Annotated in this window: 14 protein-coding genes; 5 read left to right on the forward strand and 9 right to left on the reverse strand. The window is 63.6% G+C overall.

Features of this window, described 5'->3' with window-relative positions:
• The first annotated feature begins 32 nt into the window (after positions 1–32).
• The 3 genes from LSO07_RS23080 (at position 33) to LSO07_RS23090 (ending at position 5,775) form a co-directional block, all read left to right on the forward strand.
• Positions 33–2,435, forward strand: coding sequence for a TonB-dependent receptor plug domain-containing protein (locus tag LSO07_RS23080; protein ID WP_151096665.1), 2,403 nt, complete (start codon positions 33–35; stop codon positions 2,433–2,435).
• Between the two features lie 455 nt (positions 2,436–2,890).
• Entirely contained in the window at positions 2,891–5,089 is a 2,199-nt protein-coding gene (locus tag LSO07_RS23085) for an OsmC domain/YcaO domain-containing protein (RefSeq protein ID WP_099388789.1), read from the forward strand.
• An 86-nt stretch (positions 5,090–5,175) separates the two neighbouring features.
• Positions 5,176–5,775, forward strand: coding sequence for a 2-hydroxychromene-2-carboxylate isomerase (locus LSO07_RS23090; RefSeq protein WP_151096666.1), 600 nt, complete (start codon positions 5,176–5,178; stop codon positions 5,773–5,775).
• On the opposite strand, the gene coaD is transcribed toward LSO07_RS23090, so the two are convergent.
• The 5 genes from coaD to LSO07_RS23115 form a co-directional block, all read right to left on the reverse strand.
• Positions 5,772–6,926 carry a pantetheine-phosphate adenylyltransferase gene (gene coaD / locus LSO07_RS23095; RefSeq protein ID WP_151096667.1) on the reverse strand — a complete coding sequence of 385 codons (1,155 nt, stop codon included), beginning with the start codon at positions 6,924–6,926 and terminating at the stop codon, positions 5,772–5,774. The genes LSO07_RS23090 and coaD overlap by 4 nt on opposite strands.
• A gap of 94 nt (positions 6,927–7,020) precedes the next feature.
• The gene (locus LSO07_RS23100; RefSeq protein WP_151097904.1) at positions 7,021–8,355 is read right to left on the reverse strand and encodes an ATP-binding protein; all 1,335 of its coding nucleotides are present in this window, start codon (positions 8,353–8,355) and stop codon (positions 7,021–7,023) included.
• A 2-nt stretch (positions 8,356–8,357) separates the two neighbouring features.
• Entirely contained in the window at positions 8,358–9,017 is a 660-nt protein-coding gene (locus tag LSO07_RS23105; protein ID WP_034783312.1) for a response regulator, read from the reverse strand.
• Positions 9,018–9,046: 29 nt separating this feature from the next.
• Positions 9,047–10,561: a Do family serine endopeptidase gene (locus tag LSO07_RS23110; RefSeq protein ID WP_070281235.1), complete on the reverse strand. Its 1,515-nt coding sequence runs from the start codon at positions 10,559–10,561 to the stop codon at positions 9,047–9,049.
• Positions 10,562–10,820: 259 nt separating this feature from the next.
• Entirely contained in the window at positions 10,821–11,282 is a 462-nt protein-coding gene (locus tag LSO07_RS23115) for an Hsp20 family protein (RefSeq protein ID WP_034783311.1), read from the reverse strand.
• 222 nt (positions 11,283–11,504) lie between these two features.
• Here LSO07_RS23115 and LSO07_RS23120 point away from each other — a divergent pair, with 222 nt between their 5' ends.
• The gene (locus LSO07_RS23120) at positions 11,505–11,855 is read left to right on the forward strand and encodes a hypothetical protein (RefSeq protein ID WP_035827997.1); all 351 of its coding nucleotides are present in this window, start codon (positions 11,505–11,507) and stop codon (positions 11,853–11,855) included.
• Between the two features lie 74 nt (positions 11,856–11,929).
• Here LSO07_RS23120 and LSO07_RS23125 read toward each other — a convergent pair whose 3' ends face one another.
• From LSO07_RS23125 to imuA, 4 genes are all read right to left on the reverse strand, one after another.
• Entirely contained in the window at positions 11,930–12,688 is a 759-nt protein-coding gene (locus LSO07_RS23125) for an alpha/beta hydrolase family protein (protein WP_151096668.1), read from the reverse strand.
• 70 nt (positions 12,689–12,758) lie between these two features.
• Positions 12,759–13,463 (reverse strand): glutathione S-transferase N-terminal domain-containing protein, encoded by a 705-nt coding sequence (locus tag LSO07_RS23130; RefSeq protein ID WP_070260403.1) that lies wholly within the window; start codon positions 13,461–13,463, stop codon positions 12,759–12,761.
• 81 nt (positions 13,464–13,544) lie between these two features.
• A complete protein-coding gene (locus tag LSO07_RS23135; RefSeq protein ID WP_151096669.1) occupies positions 13,545–15,032 on the reverse strand; it encodes a Y-family DNA polymerase in 1,488 nt (495 codons plus the stop codon).
• The gene (gene imuA / locus LSO07_RS23140; protein WP_151096670.1) at positions 14,962–15,672 is read right to left on the reverse strand and encodes a translesion DNA synthesis-associated protein ImuA; all 711 of its coding nucleotides are present in this window, start codon (positions 15,670–15,672) and stop codon (positions 14,962–14,964) included. Before imuA ends, LSO07_RS23135 begins: the two co-directional genes overlap by 71 nt.
• Positions 15,673–15,878: 206 nt before the next feature.
• On the opposite strand from imuA, the gene LSO07_RS23145 reads away from it, so the two are divergent.
• On the forward strand, positions 15,879–17,144 hold the full coding sequence (locus LSO07_RS23145; RefSeq protein ID WP_151096671.1) for a putative Na+/H+ antiporter: 1,266 nt from the start codon (positions 15,879–15,881) through the stop codon (positions 17,142–17,144).
• Positions 17,145–17,181 lie beyond the last annotated feature (37 nt).

A 17,181-nucleotide genomic window follows, 5' to 3' on the forward strand; every position in this document is an offset into this window, starting at 1 on the left:
AATCTTGCTCATCAGCCACTTGGAGATACTGCGTGCCGACCCTCACTACCTTGCGTAAAGCAGTCCTCATCAGCCTGTACGGCAGCGCCGCCCTGGCCGCCTTCAGTCCCGCCGCCATGGCCCAGAGCACGGAAGCGGCCGCCACGGACGGTCCCGTGCAAACGGTCAGCGTGGTCGGTTCGCGCCGGGTCGCCAGTTCCGCTACCGATACCATGGTGCCGGTCGATATCATTCCGATTTCCAAGGTGGCCGAGCAAGGCGGCCAGTTTGACCTGGCGCAATCGCTGCAATACATCTCGCCCTCGTTCAACTCCACGCGCCAGACAGGCGCCGACGGGGCCGACCTGATCGATTCGGCCGCCCTGCGCGGCCTCGGTTCCGACCAGACCCTCGTGCTGGTGAATGGCAAGCGGCGCCACACGACGGCCCTCGTCAACCTGTTCGGTGCGCGCAACCGCGGCAACACGGGTACGGACATGAATGCGATTCCTTTATTGGCGATCAAGAACGTGCAAGTGCTGCGCGACGGCGCCGCCGCCCAGTACGGCTCGGACGCCATTGCCGGCGTGATCGACATCGAACTCAAGAAAAGCCTGGGCTGCGAAGCCGTGGCCGGCTACAGCCAGTATTCCGAAGGCGACGGCAAGAATTACATGACCTCCGCCTACTGCGGCATCGCGCTGGGCGACAAGGGCACCCTGGCCATCACGGGCGAATACCTGGACCGGGGCCGCTCGAACCGCGCCGACTCCGACAGCATGCGCATCATCGGCGACACCAAGTCCAAGAACAAAACCCTGTATATCAATGGCGACTACGCCACCAGCGGCGCGGGCAAGCTGTACTTCACGGCCGGCGCGCAGACGCGCGACGCGTCCAGCGCCGCGTTCGGCCGGGGCGGCATCGGCAGCGACGACATCCCTGCGCGCAATTCGGCCGCCATGTACCCGGACGGGTTCGTGCCTTTCATCAATGGCAAGATCGACGACCAGTACGCCACCATCGGCCACCGCAGCCAGATCGGCGAATGGCATGCTGACTTTTCGCAGACCTATGGCTACAACAAGATGCGTTACGACATCAGCAACACGCTGAACGCATCGATCGCCAACCTCGACCTGATGAACGGCGGCAAGGGTGTCAGCGCCAGCAGCTTTGACGCGGGCGGTTTCTCGTTCCAGCAACTGACCAGCAATGCCGATTTCAGCCGCTATTATGATACGGTGATGCGCGGCATGAACGTGGCTTTCGGCGCCGAATACCGCAGCGAGGAATACAAGATCATGGCCGGCGAACCGGGCTCCTACATCGATGCCGACGGCGTGGGCACGGGCGGCAATGGACGCAGCCAGGGCTTTCCCGGCTTCCAGCCCAGCGACGTGACGAAAGCGAAACGCCACAGTATCGCCGCGTATGGCGACGTGGAACTGGACTGGACGGAACGCCTGAAAACCCAGGCGGCTTTGCGCTATGAAAAATTCAGCGACTTCGGTTCCACCGTGACGGGCAAGCTGGCCGCCAGTTACAAAGTGGCACCGGATGTGCTGCTGCGCGGCTCGGCCAGCACGGGTTTCCGCGCGCCATCGCTGCAGCAAGTGTATTTCTCGTCCACCTTTACCGACTTCGTCAGCGGCGTGGCCACGGACGTGGTGCTGGCGCCGAATGGCGGCGCCGTCGCCAACGCGGCCGGCATTCCCAAGTTGAAAGAGGAAAAATCCACCAGCTTTACGCTGGGCACCACCTGGACGCCGACGCAAGCCATTTCCGTGACGGCCGACTTGTACAACATCAAGATCAAGGACCGCATCGTGCTGTCGGGCCGCTTCAATGCCGACAACTACCCGGACCTGGCCGCGCGCCTGGCCCTCCTGGGTGTGACGGAAGCGCAATTTTTTGTCAACTCCGTCGACACGCGCACGCGCGGACTCGACTTGACGGCCTCGGACAAGGGCGAACTGGCCGGCAACCGCCTGAACACCTTCCTGGCCTTGAATTTGAGCAAAACGGAAGTGACGAAAGTCAAGACGCCCGCCTCGCTGACAGGCTTCGAGGATGTCTTGCTGTCCGAGCGCGAACGCCTGTTCATCGAACAGGGCGGCCCGCGCGCGAAAGCCACCCTGGGCTTCGACTACATCACGGGCAAGCTGGAATCGGACCTGCGCATCATCTACTTTGGCCCGCAAACCCTGGGCACCTTCAGCGGCACGGCCGAAGGCGTACCGAACGCCCGCTACAAGGCCAAGACGTCCGCCGACCTGAGCTTTACCTACAGCATCAGCAAGAACACCAAGCTGACCTTTGGCGGCAACAACATCTTCAACGTCAAGCCCACCACGCAGAACGCGGACGAAACGGATAACGGCTTCAAATACGACAGCGTGCAGTTCGGCCTGAACGGCGCTTCGTACTTCGGGCGGCTGTGGGTGAAGTTCTGATCACCGTGTCCGCATAAAGACAGCGGCTGCGCCAGCTTGGGCAGCCGCTGTTTTTTTATGTCGGCATCAATGCATGGTCAGATGGCAGGAGCTTGATTGGATAATTGCATCAGCTCATCCTTGCATCAAGTTAGGCAAAGCGAAAGTGACGGAGTGTAACGGGCAGGAGATTCAGATGCTGTCAACCGTCCAGTAGTGACTGCAGGCAGCCCCCATGGAGGATAGCCAATTATCAATCCGAAAAACTCCTGCATTGTCACGAAAACACCGGTGACCGCCGATGGACGATCGCCCGCATGCACGGAGAAGGCATCAGCCCCCTGTTTTTCGCACACATTCGCTTTTCCGGCCCCCGGCGGCTCCCCGCCAGCCCGGCCGCCGCGAACAATCTTTGCCCTGCGGCGGAAAGCACGGATAATAGCGGCTAACTCATAAGCACAGTATTGGATTACCTCATGGAAATTAAAGTCAACTTTCTCGACAAGCTGCGTCTCGAAGCCAAGTTCGACGATTTTACGGTCATCGCCGACCAGCCCATCCGCTACAAGGGCGATGGCTCGGCGCCAGGCCCGTTCGATTACTTTTTGGCATCATCGGCACTGTGCGCGGCCTACTTCGTGAAGTTGTATTGCGATACGCGCAATATTTCCACGGAAAATATCCGTTTGTCGCAAAACAATATTGTCGATCCTGAGAACCGCTACCAGCAGATTTTCAAGATCCAGGTTGAGTTGCCGGCCGATATCTCGGCCAAGGACCGCCAGGGCATCTTGCGCTCGATCGACCGTTGCACGGTGAAAAAAGTGGTGCAAACGGGTCCCGAATTCGTGATTGAAGAGGTAGAGAACCTGGACGCCGACGCCCAGGCCTTGCTGGCCCTGAATCCCGCCCCTGGGGCGAATACCTATATCGTCGGCAAGGACTTGCCGCTGGAACAGACCATCGCCAATATGTCGGGCCTGCTGGCGGGCCTGGGTATCAAGATTGAAATCGCCTCGTGGCGCAACATCATTCCGAATGTGTGGTCGCTGCATATCCGCGATGCGCATTCGCCCATGTGTTTCACCAATGGCAAGGGCGCGACCAAGGAAAGCGCGCTGGCGTCGGCCCTGGGCGAGTATATCGAGCGCCTCAGCAACAACCATTTCTACGCGGGATCGTTCTGGGGTAACGACATCGCCAACGCGGAGTTTGTCCATTACCCGAACGAGCGCTGGTTCAAGCCGGGCCGCAAGGATGCGCTGCCGAAGGAGATTCTCGATGCCTACTGCCGCGACATCTATGATGCCGATGGCGAGCTGCGCGGCTCGCACCTGATCGACACCAACTCCGGCAATGCCGAGCGCGGCATCTGCTCGCTGCCGTATGTGCGCCAGTCCGACGGCGAGGTCGTGTATTTCCCGTCCAACCTGATCGAAAACCTGTACGTCAGCAATGGCATGAGCGCCGGCAATACCCTCGTCGAAGCACAGGTGCAATGTCTGTCGGAAATTTTTGAGCGGGCCGTCAAACGCGAAATCCTCGAAGGCGAAATCGCCCTGCCCGACGTGCCGCAGGAAGTGCTGGCGAAGTATCCGGGCATCCTGGCCGGCATCGTCGGCCTGGAAGAACAGGGTTTCCCCGTGCTGGTCAAAGATGCGTCGCTGGGCGGCGTGTACCCGGTGATGTGCGTCACCCTGATGAACCCGCGCACGGGCGGCGTGTTTGCCTCGTTCGGCGCGCACCCGAGCCTGGAAGTGGCGCTCGAGCGCAGCCTGACGGAATTGCTGCAGGGCCGCAGTTTTGAAGGCTTGAACGACTTGCCGCAACCGACGTTTGCCAGCGAAGCCGTCACCGAGCCGAACAACTTCGTCGAACACTTCATCGATTCCAGCGGCATCGTCTCGTGGCGCTTCTTCAGCGCCAAGGCCGATTACGATTTTGTCGAGTGGGATTTTTCCGGCCACGGCGAAAACTCGAATGCCGAGGAAGCGGCGACCCTGTTCGGCATCCTCGCCGGCATGGGCAAGGAAGTGTACACGGCCGAGTATGACCAGCTGGGCGCCAAGGCCTGCCGTATCCTCGTGCCCGGTTATTCCGAGGTGTACCCGGTCGAGGATTTAATCTGGGACAACACCAACAAGGCGCTGCTGTTCCGCGCCGACATCCTGAACCTGCATGGCCTGGACGATGCCAGCCTGGAAGACCTGCTTGACCGCCTGGAAAACAGCGAGCTCGACGAGTACGGCGACATCGCCACCCTGATCGGCATCGAGTTTGACGAAAATACCGTCTGGGGCCAGCTGACGACCCTGGAATTGAAGCTGCTGATTCATCTCGTCCTGCAGCAGTTCGAGGAAGCGAAGGAGCTGGTGGAAACCTTCCTGCAGTACAACGACAACACGCTCGAGCGCAAACTGTTCTATCAAGCCTTGAACGTGGTGCTGGAAGTGGAACTGGACGACGAGCTGGAGCTGGACGATTACGTCGTCAATTTCCGCCGCATGTTTGGCGACGCCCGCATGGACGCGGTGCTGGGCTCGGTGGACGGCAGCGTGCGCTTCTTCGGCCTGACCCCAACCAGCATGCAACTGGAAGGCCTCGACCGGCACCAGCGCCTGATCGACAGCTTCAAGAAATTGCACGCGGCGCGCGCCAAGGCGGCGGCCCGCTAGGACGACAAGCGGAGGCCGGCGCGGCAGTCGCGCCTTCGCGCCCCGGCGCAGGAATCAACCCTGCGCGACCGCATGGAAAAGAGACCATGGCCACACTGGAATTCTGGTTCGATTTCGGCAGCAACTACAGCTACCTGAGCGCCATGCGCATCGGCGCGCTGGCGCGTGAAAAGAAGGTGGATGTGATCTGGAAACCCTTCCTGCTGGGCGTCGTCTTCAAGGCGCTGGGCTGGAAGACATCGCCCTTCATCTTGCAAAAACTCAAGGGCGACTACACGTGGCGCGACATGGCGCGCCAGTGCGAAAAGTACGCATTGCCATGGCAGCAACCGAGTTCCTTCCCCCGCACAGCCCTGCTGCCCATGCGCGTGGCGCTGATCGGCGCGGACCAGGGCTGGATCGCGCCCTTTGCGCGCCGCATGATGGCGATGAATTTTGCCGAAGACCGCGACATCGACCACATCGAGGCCGTCAGCGAGGCCCTGGAGGGGCTGGGCCTCGATGCGCGCACCGTCCTGGCGCTGGCTATGACACAGGACAACAAGCTGCGGCTGCGCCGCCAGACCGAGCAGGCACAAGCGCTGAACCTGTTCGGCGCCCCCAGCTTCGTCAGCGCTGGGGAATTATTCTGGGGCAATGATCGGCTCGAGGATGCACTGCTGCATGCGGTAGCCAGCCGCCGTTAAACCCCACTCCCCGCCAGCGCCGCGATTTCCTTCTGCATGTTCTCGATTGCCCGCTCGTTGTACTGGTCGGCAAAGTACGCATCGCCAAACAGCTGGCCCGCCTGCGCCTTGCCGCACAGGTGCTGCAGGGCCAGGCCCCGCTGCTCGTTGAAGCGCACGGGGTCCACGTGCGCGTATTCGCGGCCGATGGCTTGCGTATAGGCTTGGTACACCTCGTCATCCTGGCCCAGGATGGCCAGGTCGGCGCTGAGCATGGCGTCCTTCAGCGGATGGCTGATGCCGGGGCCCTGGAAATGGTCGGTAACGCGTATCAATTGCGCCACATCGAGGTTGTCGCCCGCATCGAGGCCGCTCGCCAGCCACAGCTGGGCGCTCGCCTCTTCGCTCGAATACAGGGCATCGTCGTCGTGGCTGTAAACGGCGTCGTGGAACCAGAACGCTTTCTTGACCAGCGCGCTGTCGCGCTTGGGCGCAAAAGTATTGTCGGCCCACACGCGGATCTCGGACAGGCCGTGCACCAGGTGGTCGAGGTTGTGATAGTGGCGGTCCGCGCCGCCATACGCCTGCGGCCCCGTCAGGTGGGCGAACCAGTGATCCGCCAGCGCGATATCCGCTTGCGAGGCTGTCGCGTAATTCCACAGCGCTTCCCACTCCTTGCGCAGGCAGTCGAGTATCCACGCCTGGTAGGCCGGGCCGGGGACGAATTTCTTCATGGTCCAGTTCCAGCCGACGGGACCTTCCAGCGCCTTGACGAAGCTGGAACTGACGGAACCGAGGTCGCGCGGCGGCATGACGAAAATCGTCTTGGCGCCCTGCAGCACGTCCACATTGGTTTGCTGGATCAGATTTTCATAGTCGAAATCGGCCGTCGTGCGAATGCCGCGGATCAGGTAGTCGCAGCCATGCTTTTTCGCCGCGCGCGCCGTGTAGTCGCCCTTGACGATGACCACCTGCACATTGTCCCAGCCGCACTCGCGCGCGCTCTGCTCGATGATGCGCTTGCGGTCTTCGGCGGGAAATTGGGGGCGTTTGGCGGGGTTTTGCGACAGGAACACGATCACCTCGTCGGCGAGCGAACGCGCTTCGCCGATCACCCACATGTGGCCGTTGGTGATGGGGTCGAGGGTTCCTGAAAAGCCGATCTTCTGCATGCTGCGCTCCATTTGCTTGAATGCTTATTGCGCAGACAATATATGCCAGCGGCGCGCGCGTCAATGCAACATGCCAAAGATCATGATCAAAACGTTATTTTTTCACGGCTTGCGGGAATTCCACGCGCACGCACAGGCCGCCCAGGCGCTCGGACTTGTCCAGCACCAGGCGCGCGCCGTGGCGCTCGGCGATGGCCTTGATGATGGCCAGCCCCAGGCCGCTGCCGTTGGCATCCGTGCCGGGCACGCGGTAGAAGCGGCTGAAGACGCGCTCGCGCTCTTCGGACGGGATGCCCGGGCCGCTGTCTTCCACGGACAAGGTCACGCCGACGGGGCTGGCGCGCAGGTCGATGTCGACCGTGCCGCCCTGCGGCGTGTACTTGATGGCGTTGTCGACCAGGTTGCGCAGCATGATGTTGAGGGCATCGGCCTGCCCCGCCACCTTGGCCGGGTCCATGTGATGCAGGCCCAGGTCGATCTTGCGCGCCTGCGCGATGCCGGCCATGTCGCCCAGCGCACGCTTGACGACATCGTTCAAGTCCACAGCCTGCAGCTGGTCGCCGCTGGCGGCGCTCGCCTCCTGGCGCGCCAGCACCAGCAGCTGCTCGACCAGGCGCGTGGCCCGTTCGATGCCGGCGCTCACGCGACTGATCGCCAGGCTGCGTTTTTCCTCGGATTCGGCCCGCTCCAGGCTCAATACCTGCAGCTTCAGGGCCGCCAGCGGCGTGCGCAATTCATGCGCGGCGTCGGCAACGAAATGCTGCTGCGCGTCGAACGCCGTCTTCACGCGGCCGAACAGCAGATTCAGTTCATGCACGAGGGGCCGCACCTCATCGGGCAAGCCCGCTTCCGAGACGGGCGACAGATCGTCCGCCTGGCGCGCCGCCACCTGCTTGCGCACGCGCGAGACGGGCGCCAGCGAGCCGCTGACGACCCACCAGACGACCAGCATCAGAATCGGCGCCATCAGCGCGATCGGGCCCACCGTGCGCAGCGCCAGGCTGCCGGCCATGCGCTTGCGCACGGCCATGTCCTGAGCGATCTGCACGGTCTGGGAACTGGTTTGCACGGAGAAGATGCGGTAGGTCGTGCCGTTGGCCTTCACATTCGAAAAGCCCAGCACGGCGCGCTGCGGCAGTTCCGCGCGCGTAATCGAGCGGAACACCTGCACGCCGTCCGGCGTCCATACCTGCACCACCATGTCGTTGTTGACGGGGTCGGCCGGCAAGGCTTGCGCATGGTTGGCCAGCGGCGCGCCGGAGCGCAGCGACAGGGCCATCTGCTGCATGTGATAGTCGAAGATCTGGTCGGCGTCGTACAGGGCGCTGCGGTAGGCGATCGACGCCTGCGCCAGGGCCGCCATGATGATGGCCGCCAGCAAAAACCACAGCAGGCGGCCGCGCAGCGAGTGCGTCACCGTGACCTTCATCCTCATGCCTTGGGCACCATGTAACCGAGGCCGCGCACGTTCTGGATCAGATCGCTGCCCAGCTTCTTGCGCAAGCCGTGGATATACACTTCCACGGCATTGCTGTTGACTTCATCCTTCCAGCTGTACAGCTTTTCTTCCAGCTGCGCGCGCGACAGCACGATGCCGGGACGCGCGATCAGCGCTTCCAGCACGGCCCATTCGCGCGCCGACAGGTTGACGGGATGGCCCTCGGCGATCACTTCGCGCGTCAGCGGATTGATACTCACGCCCTGGTGCTCGAAGATCGGTTCCGGCCGCCCCGAGGCGCGCCGCAGCAGGGCGCGTATGCGCGCCAACAATTCGTCGAGGTCATACGGCTTGAGCACGTAATCGTCGGCGCCCGCGTCGAGGCCGGCGATGCGCTGCTCGATGGCGTCGCGCGCCGTGGCGACCAGCACGGGCGTGTCGAGCTTGCGCAAACGCATCGAGCGCAGCACGTCGAGGCCATCCTTGCGGGGCAAGCCCAGGTCCAGCAGCACCAGGTCATAGGTCTGCGTCTGCAGGGCCGTATCGGCCATGTCGCCATCCTTGACCCAGTCCACCGCGTAATGCTCGGCGCGCAGCAAATCGAGCACCACCTCGCCGATCATCGTATCGTCTTCTACCAGCAATAAGCGCATGGCTTGCCTCTCTCTAGTTACTCTTGTTTTCAGCCCAAACGCACGGGAATGAAGATCTTGTCCGGTCCCCGCTGGATCAGCAAGGCCACCGACTTGGCGGATTTTTCCACCACGTCGCGCACCTGCTCGACCGTGTTGACGGGACGGCCATTCACCGACAATAGCACGTCGCCCGGCTGCACTCCGGCATTCGCGGCGGCGCCGCCCGCGTCTTCCACCAGCAGGCCGGCACTGATGCCCGCCTCGCGTTTTTCATCCGATTGTAACGGACGCAGGGCCAGGCCCAGCTTTACCTTGCCGGCGGCGCTGTCGCTCTTCGCCACTTCGGCCACCTTGTCGGCCGCATTGCCCAGGGTCGCCGTCAGGCTGACGATCTTGCCGTCACGCCAGACATCCATGCTGATCTTGTCGCCTGGCAAGGACGTGCCCACCAGCGCCGGCAAGTCGGCCGAGCCGATGATGCGCTGGCCATTCACCTTGCGCACCACGTCGCCCGATTTCAGGCCCGCCTTGTCGGCCGGGCTGCCCCGCTCCACGTTGGCGACCAGGGCGCCTTCCGGCGTGGCCAGCTTGAACGAGTCGGCAAAGCCCTGGTTGACTTCCTGCACCGTCACGCCCAGCTTGGCGTGGCTGGCCTTGCCGGTGGCGACGATCTGATCCTTGATGCGGCCCGCCAGGTCGATGGGGATGGCGAACGACAGGCCCTGGAAGCCGCCCGTCTGGCTGTAAATCTGCGAATTGATGCCGACCACTTCGCCGCGCGTGTTGAACAGCGGACCGCCCGAGTTGCCGGGGTTCACCGCCACGTCCGTCTGGATGAACGGTACATTGCTGTCGTCCGGCAGGGAACGGCCCTTGGCGCTGACGACGCCAGCCGTCACCGTGCTGTCGAAGCCGTATGGCGAACCGATGGCCAGCACCCACTCGCCCACTTTCAAGTCGCTGGAATGGCCGAGCGGCACGATGGGCAGGTTGTTGGCGTCGATCTTCAGCACGGCGATGTCGGTCTTCGGATCCGTGCCGAGCACCTTGGCGCGGAATTCGCGGCGGTCGTTCAGCTTGACGGTCACTTCGCGCGCATCGCGCACCACGTGGGCATTCGTCATGATGATGCCGTCCGGACTGACGATGAAGCCGGAACCGAGGCCATGCGTGGGCACGTCGCGGCCACCGCGCTGCCCGCCTTGCGGACCCTGGAAGCGGCGGAAGAACTCGAAGAAGGGGTCGTTGCCGAAATCGTCGTTGCCGGCCTGGGCCGAGGGGTCATAGGCCACCTTGGTGCTGCCCGTGACGCTGATATTCACCACGGCCGGGCTGTTGCGCGCGGCGATCTGGCTAAAGTCGGGCAAGGCCACCAGCGGCGCGGCAGCGGCGGGCGCCACGGCGGCAGCCACGGGAGCGGCAGGTACGCCAGCGGCGGCATTCGCGCCAGCATTGTTCTGATGCACCACCATGGCGCCACCGGCGCCCAGCACACCGATCGCGGCCAGCGCGGCTACGGTGCGTTTGATTTTCAGGGATGCGGTATTCGTTTGCTGTTCCATGAATTGCTCCTCATTCAATGAGATTTTGATGTATGCAATATTGGGCCACGAGTCTTAGGCGGTGCTTAACATTTTTCTATTTGGAAACAGGCATTTGCGCCTTTAAGCATGGTTTAATCTTGCGTGCCGCGCGCACCGCGCATGGCGGGCGATGAAGGGCCCGAACGGGCTCCGGACGTGACACTGGCCGGATCAACCGGCCAGTATTTTACTGCATGAAAGGAACCTGCCCGGGCGCCCGGACGGCGCCACGATCAGATCAGGCTGCCTGACGCTGTTCCAAAGTGCTGACGGTGGCGCCAGTGGTGGTGCCGATCTCGATCTTGCGCGGTTTCAGCGCTTCCGGCACTTCGCGCACCAGGTCGATGGTCAGCATGCCGTTTTCAAACGTGGCGCCCGTGACCTTCACGTGGTTGGCCAGCTGGAAACGCTGTTCGAAATCGCGGGCAGCGATGCCACGGTGCAAGAAGGTGCGCTCGACGCCATCTTTCTGCTTGCGGCCCGTGACGTGCAGGGAGTCGCGTTCGGTGATGATGTCGATCTCTTCGCGCGAGAAGCCGGCCAATGCCATCACGATGCGGTATTTATCTTCCGACACCAGTTCGATGTTGTACGGCGGATAGCTCGGTTGCGCATCGGCGCGCTGTTCGTTGAGCAGCTGTGCCAGGCGGTCAAAGCCAATGGCGGAACGGTACAGGGGAGCAAGGTCAAAAGTACGCATGATAAATATCCTTTTCAAATGAAGCGATAAGAGGGGCGGACCTCACCATGAGCATCCGCTTGTTACCGATATACGGCCTCTCCAGCCCCTTTCAAGGCCTTGAAATTGGCGAAAAGCGCCCCAGACGCCGCCAAATTTGTAAGAAATTTTTACATGGCCAGCCCAAGAGGATTTTGCATGGCGTCCCCCATGCGGCACCGGCTTTTGGTGTATGCTGGCGGCATGAACAATGACACCGACATCCAGCTCAGCGGCCCCTTCAAGGCCACCGACGGCTCCGGCCGTGCCCACGACATCAAGGCCATCCGCATCTTCGACGAAGGTTACGGCATCATCGACGTCTACGTCGATTTCGCCGCCCCGCTCGAAGCGGGCGCCTATAAGGACAAGACCCTGGTCGGCCACATCCTGGCCCGCTTGCGCAGCCTCGGCTACGTAGGCCCCGATTTCGGCCACGGCGACCTTGGCTTGCAAGACAAGAAACTGATCGTTCTGGAAGCGCCCGAGGAATTTTCGGCCTTTGCCATCAGCAAGGGCTGGAAGGATCTTTCGGCGGAGTTTGACGAAGACTGATCCTCTTTCTCCCCATCTGCGCCGTACCCGCGACTTGCCGGTACGGCGTTTTTCATGGGCGACCGCTTGCTTACTTAGCTGATATAGCGCGTGCTCCAGGTAGCGATGACGTTGGCAACATAGGCCGCGTCATCGCGCCCCGTCAACAGATGGTCGGCGTCGTCGAGCGAAACGAAGCTTTTCGGGTGCTTCGCGGCCGTGAAGATATCCATCGCGTTCGACAGGCTCACCGTCGTGTCGTTCGGCGCGTGCATCACCAGCAGGGCGCGGCGCAGGCCGGTGATGTGGGTCTTGAGGCTGTGGCTGCCCGCGTCGTCGACGAATTGCTGGCGGATGCGGAAAGGCCGCCCTTCCAGCTGCACCAGCGCTTCGCCTTCGGCGGCGATTTGCTCCAGGTGGTCGCTGAACATGCGCGTCACGTAGGCGGGCGTGCTGGGTGCGGCCAGGGTGGCGATGGCGGTCGCTTCCGGCACTTGCGCGGCAGCGGCCAGCACGGCCGCGCCGCCCAGGCTATGGCCGATCAGCAATTGCGGCGCGGCATGTTTTGCCCGCATGAAATCAGCGGCGGCGACCAGGTCGTCGACGTTCGACGAGAAATTGGTGGCGGCAAACTCGCCCTCGCTGGCGCCCAGTCCCGTGAAGTCGAAGCGCAGCACGGCGATGCCGTGTTCCGTGAGACCTTGCGCGATGCGCCGCGCGGCCAGCACGTCCTTGCCGCAGGTAAAACAGTGGGCGAACAGCGCATACGCGCGGATGGCGTCATCGGGCGCATCGAGGCGCGCCGCCAGCACATGGCCGTGCGCGCCGGGAAAATCTTGCCGGGTGGATTTCATTGTCTCAGATCAAAGCTGCCGCGCAGGGCGGCCGATGGCGCATTGTAGCGCCGCCCGGCCACTTCCTGCTTTAATCCCGCTTGGGAATATTGACTCCTTTGGCAACGGCTGGCCTGGCCAGAAACGCGTCCAGCGCGCGCTGCACATGCGGGAAATTGCCAAAGCCGACGAGGTCGCCCGCACCATAGAAACCCACCAGGCAGCGCACCCACGGGAAGATGGCGATGTCGGCAATCGTGTACTGGCTACCCATGATCCAGTCGCGGCCCTGCAGGCGCTGCTCGAGCACGCCCAGCAGGCGCTTGGCCTCGCCGATATAGCGTTCCAGCGGCCGCTTGTCCTCGTAATCCTTGCCGGCGAATTTATGGAAGAAGCCCACCTGGCCAAACATGGGGCCGATACCGCCCATCTGGAACATCAGCCACTGTATCGTTTCATAGCGCAGGCCTGCGTCCTGGGGGATGAACTTGCCCGTCTTTTCGGCCAGGTACAGCAGGATGGCGCCCGACTCGAACAGGGCCAGCGGCTTGCCATCGGGACCGTCCGGGTCGAGGATGGCGGGAATCTTGTTGTTCGGATTGAGGGACAGGAAGGCGGGCGACAGCTGGTCATTCTGCTCGAAGCTGACCAGGTGCGGCTCGTACGCCAGGCCCAGTTCTTCCAGCAGGATGGAGACCTTGATGCCGTTCGGCGTCGGCAGCGAGTACAGTTGCAGGCGCTCGGGATGCCGGGCAGGCCATTTTTGGGTGATGGGGAAGTCGGAAAGCTGTGTCATGGATATCCTTCATTTCAATTAAAGATGCGGCGCCGGGCAGCCAGTATAGCCAAGCATGGCAGTTTCAGCAGGACAGCGCATTCAGCCAAACAAGCCATGCAAAAACCAGCGCGGCGCGGCATCTTCTCCGCTGCCGGCGATGCGTTCACGGTAGACCCAGTAGTGGGCGTGGTCGAGGCCTTCGGCGATGAAGTAATCGCGCGCCTGCGACTGGCCCCACCAGCCCGCTTCGATGCGCTCGGCGACAGACACCATTTTCAGGGGCGAGCCATAGAATGGCCGGTGTTCGCGCATCAGGAGGGCGATGGGCTGGGCCAGCAGCCAGCCGGGACGGGGCATGCCGGGCAAGCCGGGCGGCAAGTCCGGCACCGCGTTTCTGCCGCCGGCCTTGGCAGGCAGCGGCAGCCACTGGTTGGCCGCCTCGGGACGGTAATCGGCGCGCGGCGCGGCCTGCAAGACATTCTCCGTGCCCAGGCGCGCCACCAGCAATTCCATCAAGCGCTGGCGCTCTTGCGGCGTGCCGCCCGGCTCAGGAAACAGAGTGTCGCTGGGCGGCGCCATCGGCTGCACCTGCAGCGCTTCCAGCGTGAGGCCGATAACGGGTGCGTCCAGCACCAGCTGCGCCAGGCGTTCCTTGAGCAGGCGCACCAGGTGCTCGTCGCGCCAGACGGCCTCGCCCAACGCAAGGTCGATGACGGTGGGCGCACGCGCCACCCGGCCCCGCTCGTGCGCCAGCAACAATTGAATGCGCTCGACGGCAAATTGCCGCGCGCACAGCCAGCCCGTCATTTGCTGCAGCAGCCGGCGCGCGCCGAACAGCAGCGCGTCGGCGTGCTCCACGCGGTCGAACAATTCCAGGCTGGCGCGGAACGTGGGCGGCGCTTCGAGCCATAGGTACAGTTCCGTGCCGTGGCCATGCGCATCGTCGAGCATGTCGAGCAAGGCCCCGCCGCAGCGGCGCTGCAAGCCGGGCCGGGGCAAGTGGCGCAGCTGCCCCAGGGTGCGGCAGCCGATGCCGTCCAGCCATTCCAGCCAGGGGCGCGCCGGCGGCAGCAAGGCGCACGGCAGGCGGTCGAGGCGGCGCACCAGGCTGGCCATGCTCAATGTCCGGCCCCGGCGCGTCCCGGCGCGCGCCAGCAGCCAGGCGCCGCGCGCCGTGGGGGCGCAGGACAGCTGGGCCGTGTAGCCGAGCGCGCGCAAGCTGGCCGCGATTTGCCGGCACAGGGCGCGCACGCCGCCGAACAGGCGCAGGCTGGCGCCCGCATCGACGAGCAGGGTCGCTTCCTCGCCCTGCGCCACCAGCGGCGAATATTGCAGCAGCGCCAACGCTACCGCTTGCAGGGCTTGCGCTTCCAGTTCCTGGGAGCGTTCGTGCAGGCGCGCCTGCGGCGCCAGCATCAGCGCACCGGCGCGACGCATGCCCGGCCGGATGCCGGCTGCCCGCGCCAGCGGCGACACGGCCATCACTTGCTCCTGCTCCAGCACCACGCCGAGGCTGTCAACCGACCAGCGCGGGCAAAACACTTCGAGCGGGAGCCGGGGCAGGCACAGGCCGATCCAGAGTCGCATGGCGTAGCAGTAATGAAGGAGGTTGCAGGGGCAGGAACAGGGGCGCGTCGCGCTGCGGTCCCCGGCGCTTGATGAAGCCGATCTCGATGCCGCCGGCGGCCGGACGCACGGACAGGCGCAGCGGCGCCGGCGATGCATCCTGCGCGCCGTGCAGCGGGCGCAGCATGCAAAACAGGGTGTTGCCGGACTGCGCGGCCAGGTGCAGCCGGCGCAGGCTGTCGGCGCGCACGTGCGGCTGCCAGAACAGCAAGGCGCCGCACGTGCCGCTGCGCAAGATGTTTTCCGCCGCCCACAAGGCATCCTTGCTGCTGGCGCTTTTTAACCACAGCAATTGCGACGGCGCCAGCCCCTGCGCGGCCAAGGCCAGCGCCTGCGGCGGATGGGGCGGCTGCAGCAGCACGATGGGCAAGCCCGGCAACTGCGCCAGCGCGGGCGCCAGCAGCCGCAATTCGCCGCTGCCCGGCTGCTGCACCAGCAGATCGATGAGGCTGCCGCTGGGCCAGCCGCCGCCCGGCAACTGCGCGGACAGGGCGGCAAAGCCCGTGTCCAGGCAGCGCGTGGCGCCCTGCCCCAGCTGCGATGCGCGCCACAGGGACGGGTGCAAGGCTTCCGGCGAAGCCATCAATTGGGAATGTTGCATAATTGAATATGAAGATAAATACTGTATGCATATACAGTACTATCCAGTCCCGCTTTTGGCAAGGCTTATCTGCGCCGCAGCTCCCCGGGGGCCGTCCCGCCACGTCCGAAAAACACCGTTTTTCACATCGATTGCTGTACCATAAGCACTCTCCTTACCGTCTGGCAACGTACCAGTCGGCCTCCTCCGTCCATAAGGAAACGCATTTGACCACCATCCAACTCATCAGCGCCATCGTCTTCGGGCTTGCGCTCATCCACACCTTTGCCGCCAAGTCGTTTGAAACCTTGTCGCGGCGCCACCCCCGCCATGCGGGCCTGCTGCACTTGCTGGGCGAAGTGGAAGTCGTGTTCGGCTTCTGGGCCTTCATCTTGATCATCATCATGGCCTTTGTCTCGGGCGGCGATGCGGCCATCGAGTATGCCGAGTCGCGCCATTACACGGAGCCGCTGTTCGTCTTTGTCGTCATGGTCGTGGCTGCCTCGCGCCCCGTACTCGACGCCGTGCAGCGCCTGTTGAAAGGCGTGGCGCGCGTGATGCCGCTGCGCACGGAACTGGCCCTCGTCTGGCTGGGCCTGGCGCTTGTGCCCCTGACGGGTTCGTTGATCACGGAACCGGCCGCCATGACCCTGGCCGCGCTGATGCTGGCACCGCAAATCTTCCGCCCGGGCATTCCTGAATGGCTGAAATACGGCGCGCTGGGCGTGCTCTTCGTCAACGTTTCCATCGGCGGCACGCTCACCTCGTACGCGGCGCCGCCCGTGCTGATGGTGGCCACCACGTGGAACTGGGATAGCGCCTACATGGCCACCCACTTCGGCTGGAAGGCGGCCATAGCCGTCCTCGTCAACGCGACGGGCGTGAGCATTTTGCTGCGCAAATATCTGCACAGCAACACCTCCGACATCAAGCCGAAGGCCGGTGAAGTGGAAGCGCCGAAAGTGCCGCTGGCCGTCAGCCTGGTGCACATGATCGTGCTGGCCGGCGTCGTCGCCCTGGCGCACCATCCCGTGCTGTTCATCGGTCTGTTCCTGTTCTTCCTCGGCTTCGTGCAGGCGTATGAGCGCTATCAAAGCCCGCTGATCCTGAAAGAGGGTTTATTGGTCGGCTTCTTCCTCGGCGGCCTGGTGGTACTGGGCGGCATGCAGCAATGGTGGCTGCAGCCCATCGTTTCGAGCCTGAAACCGCTGGCCCTGTTCTTCGGCGCCCTGGGCTTGACAGCCATTACCGACAATGCGGCCCTCACTTACCTCGGTTCGCTGATCGTCGGCATGACGGACGAAGCGAAATACATGCTGATGGCCGGCGCCGTGGCCGGCGGCGGCTTGACCGTCATCGCCAATGCGCCGAACCCGGCCGGCGTGGCCCTGCTGCGCCGCGGCTTCAAGGATGAATCGATCGGCGCCGTCGGTTTGCTGGCCGGCGCCCTGCTGCCGACGGCCGTGGCGGGCCTAGCCTTCCTGGCCCTGTAAGCCTCATCACGGGGCGGCTGCCGGCCGCCCCTGCTGC

Source organism: Janthinobacterium sp. PLB04 (assembly GCF_021165895.1).
GTDB classification, from domain to species: domain Bacteria; phylum Pseudomonadota; class Gammaproteobacteria; order Burkholderiales; family Burkholderiaceae_D; genus Janthinobacterium; species Janthinobacterium lividum.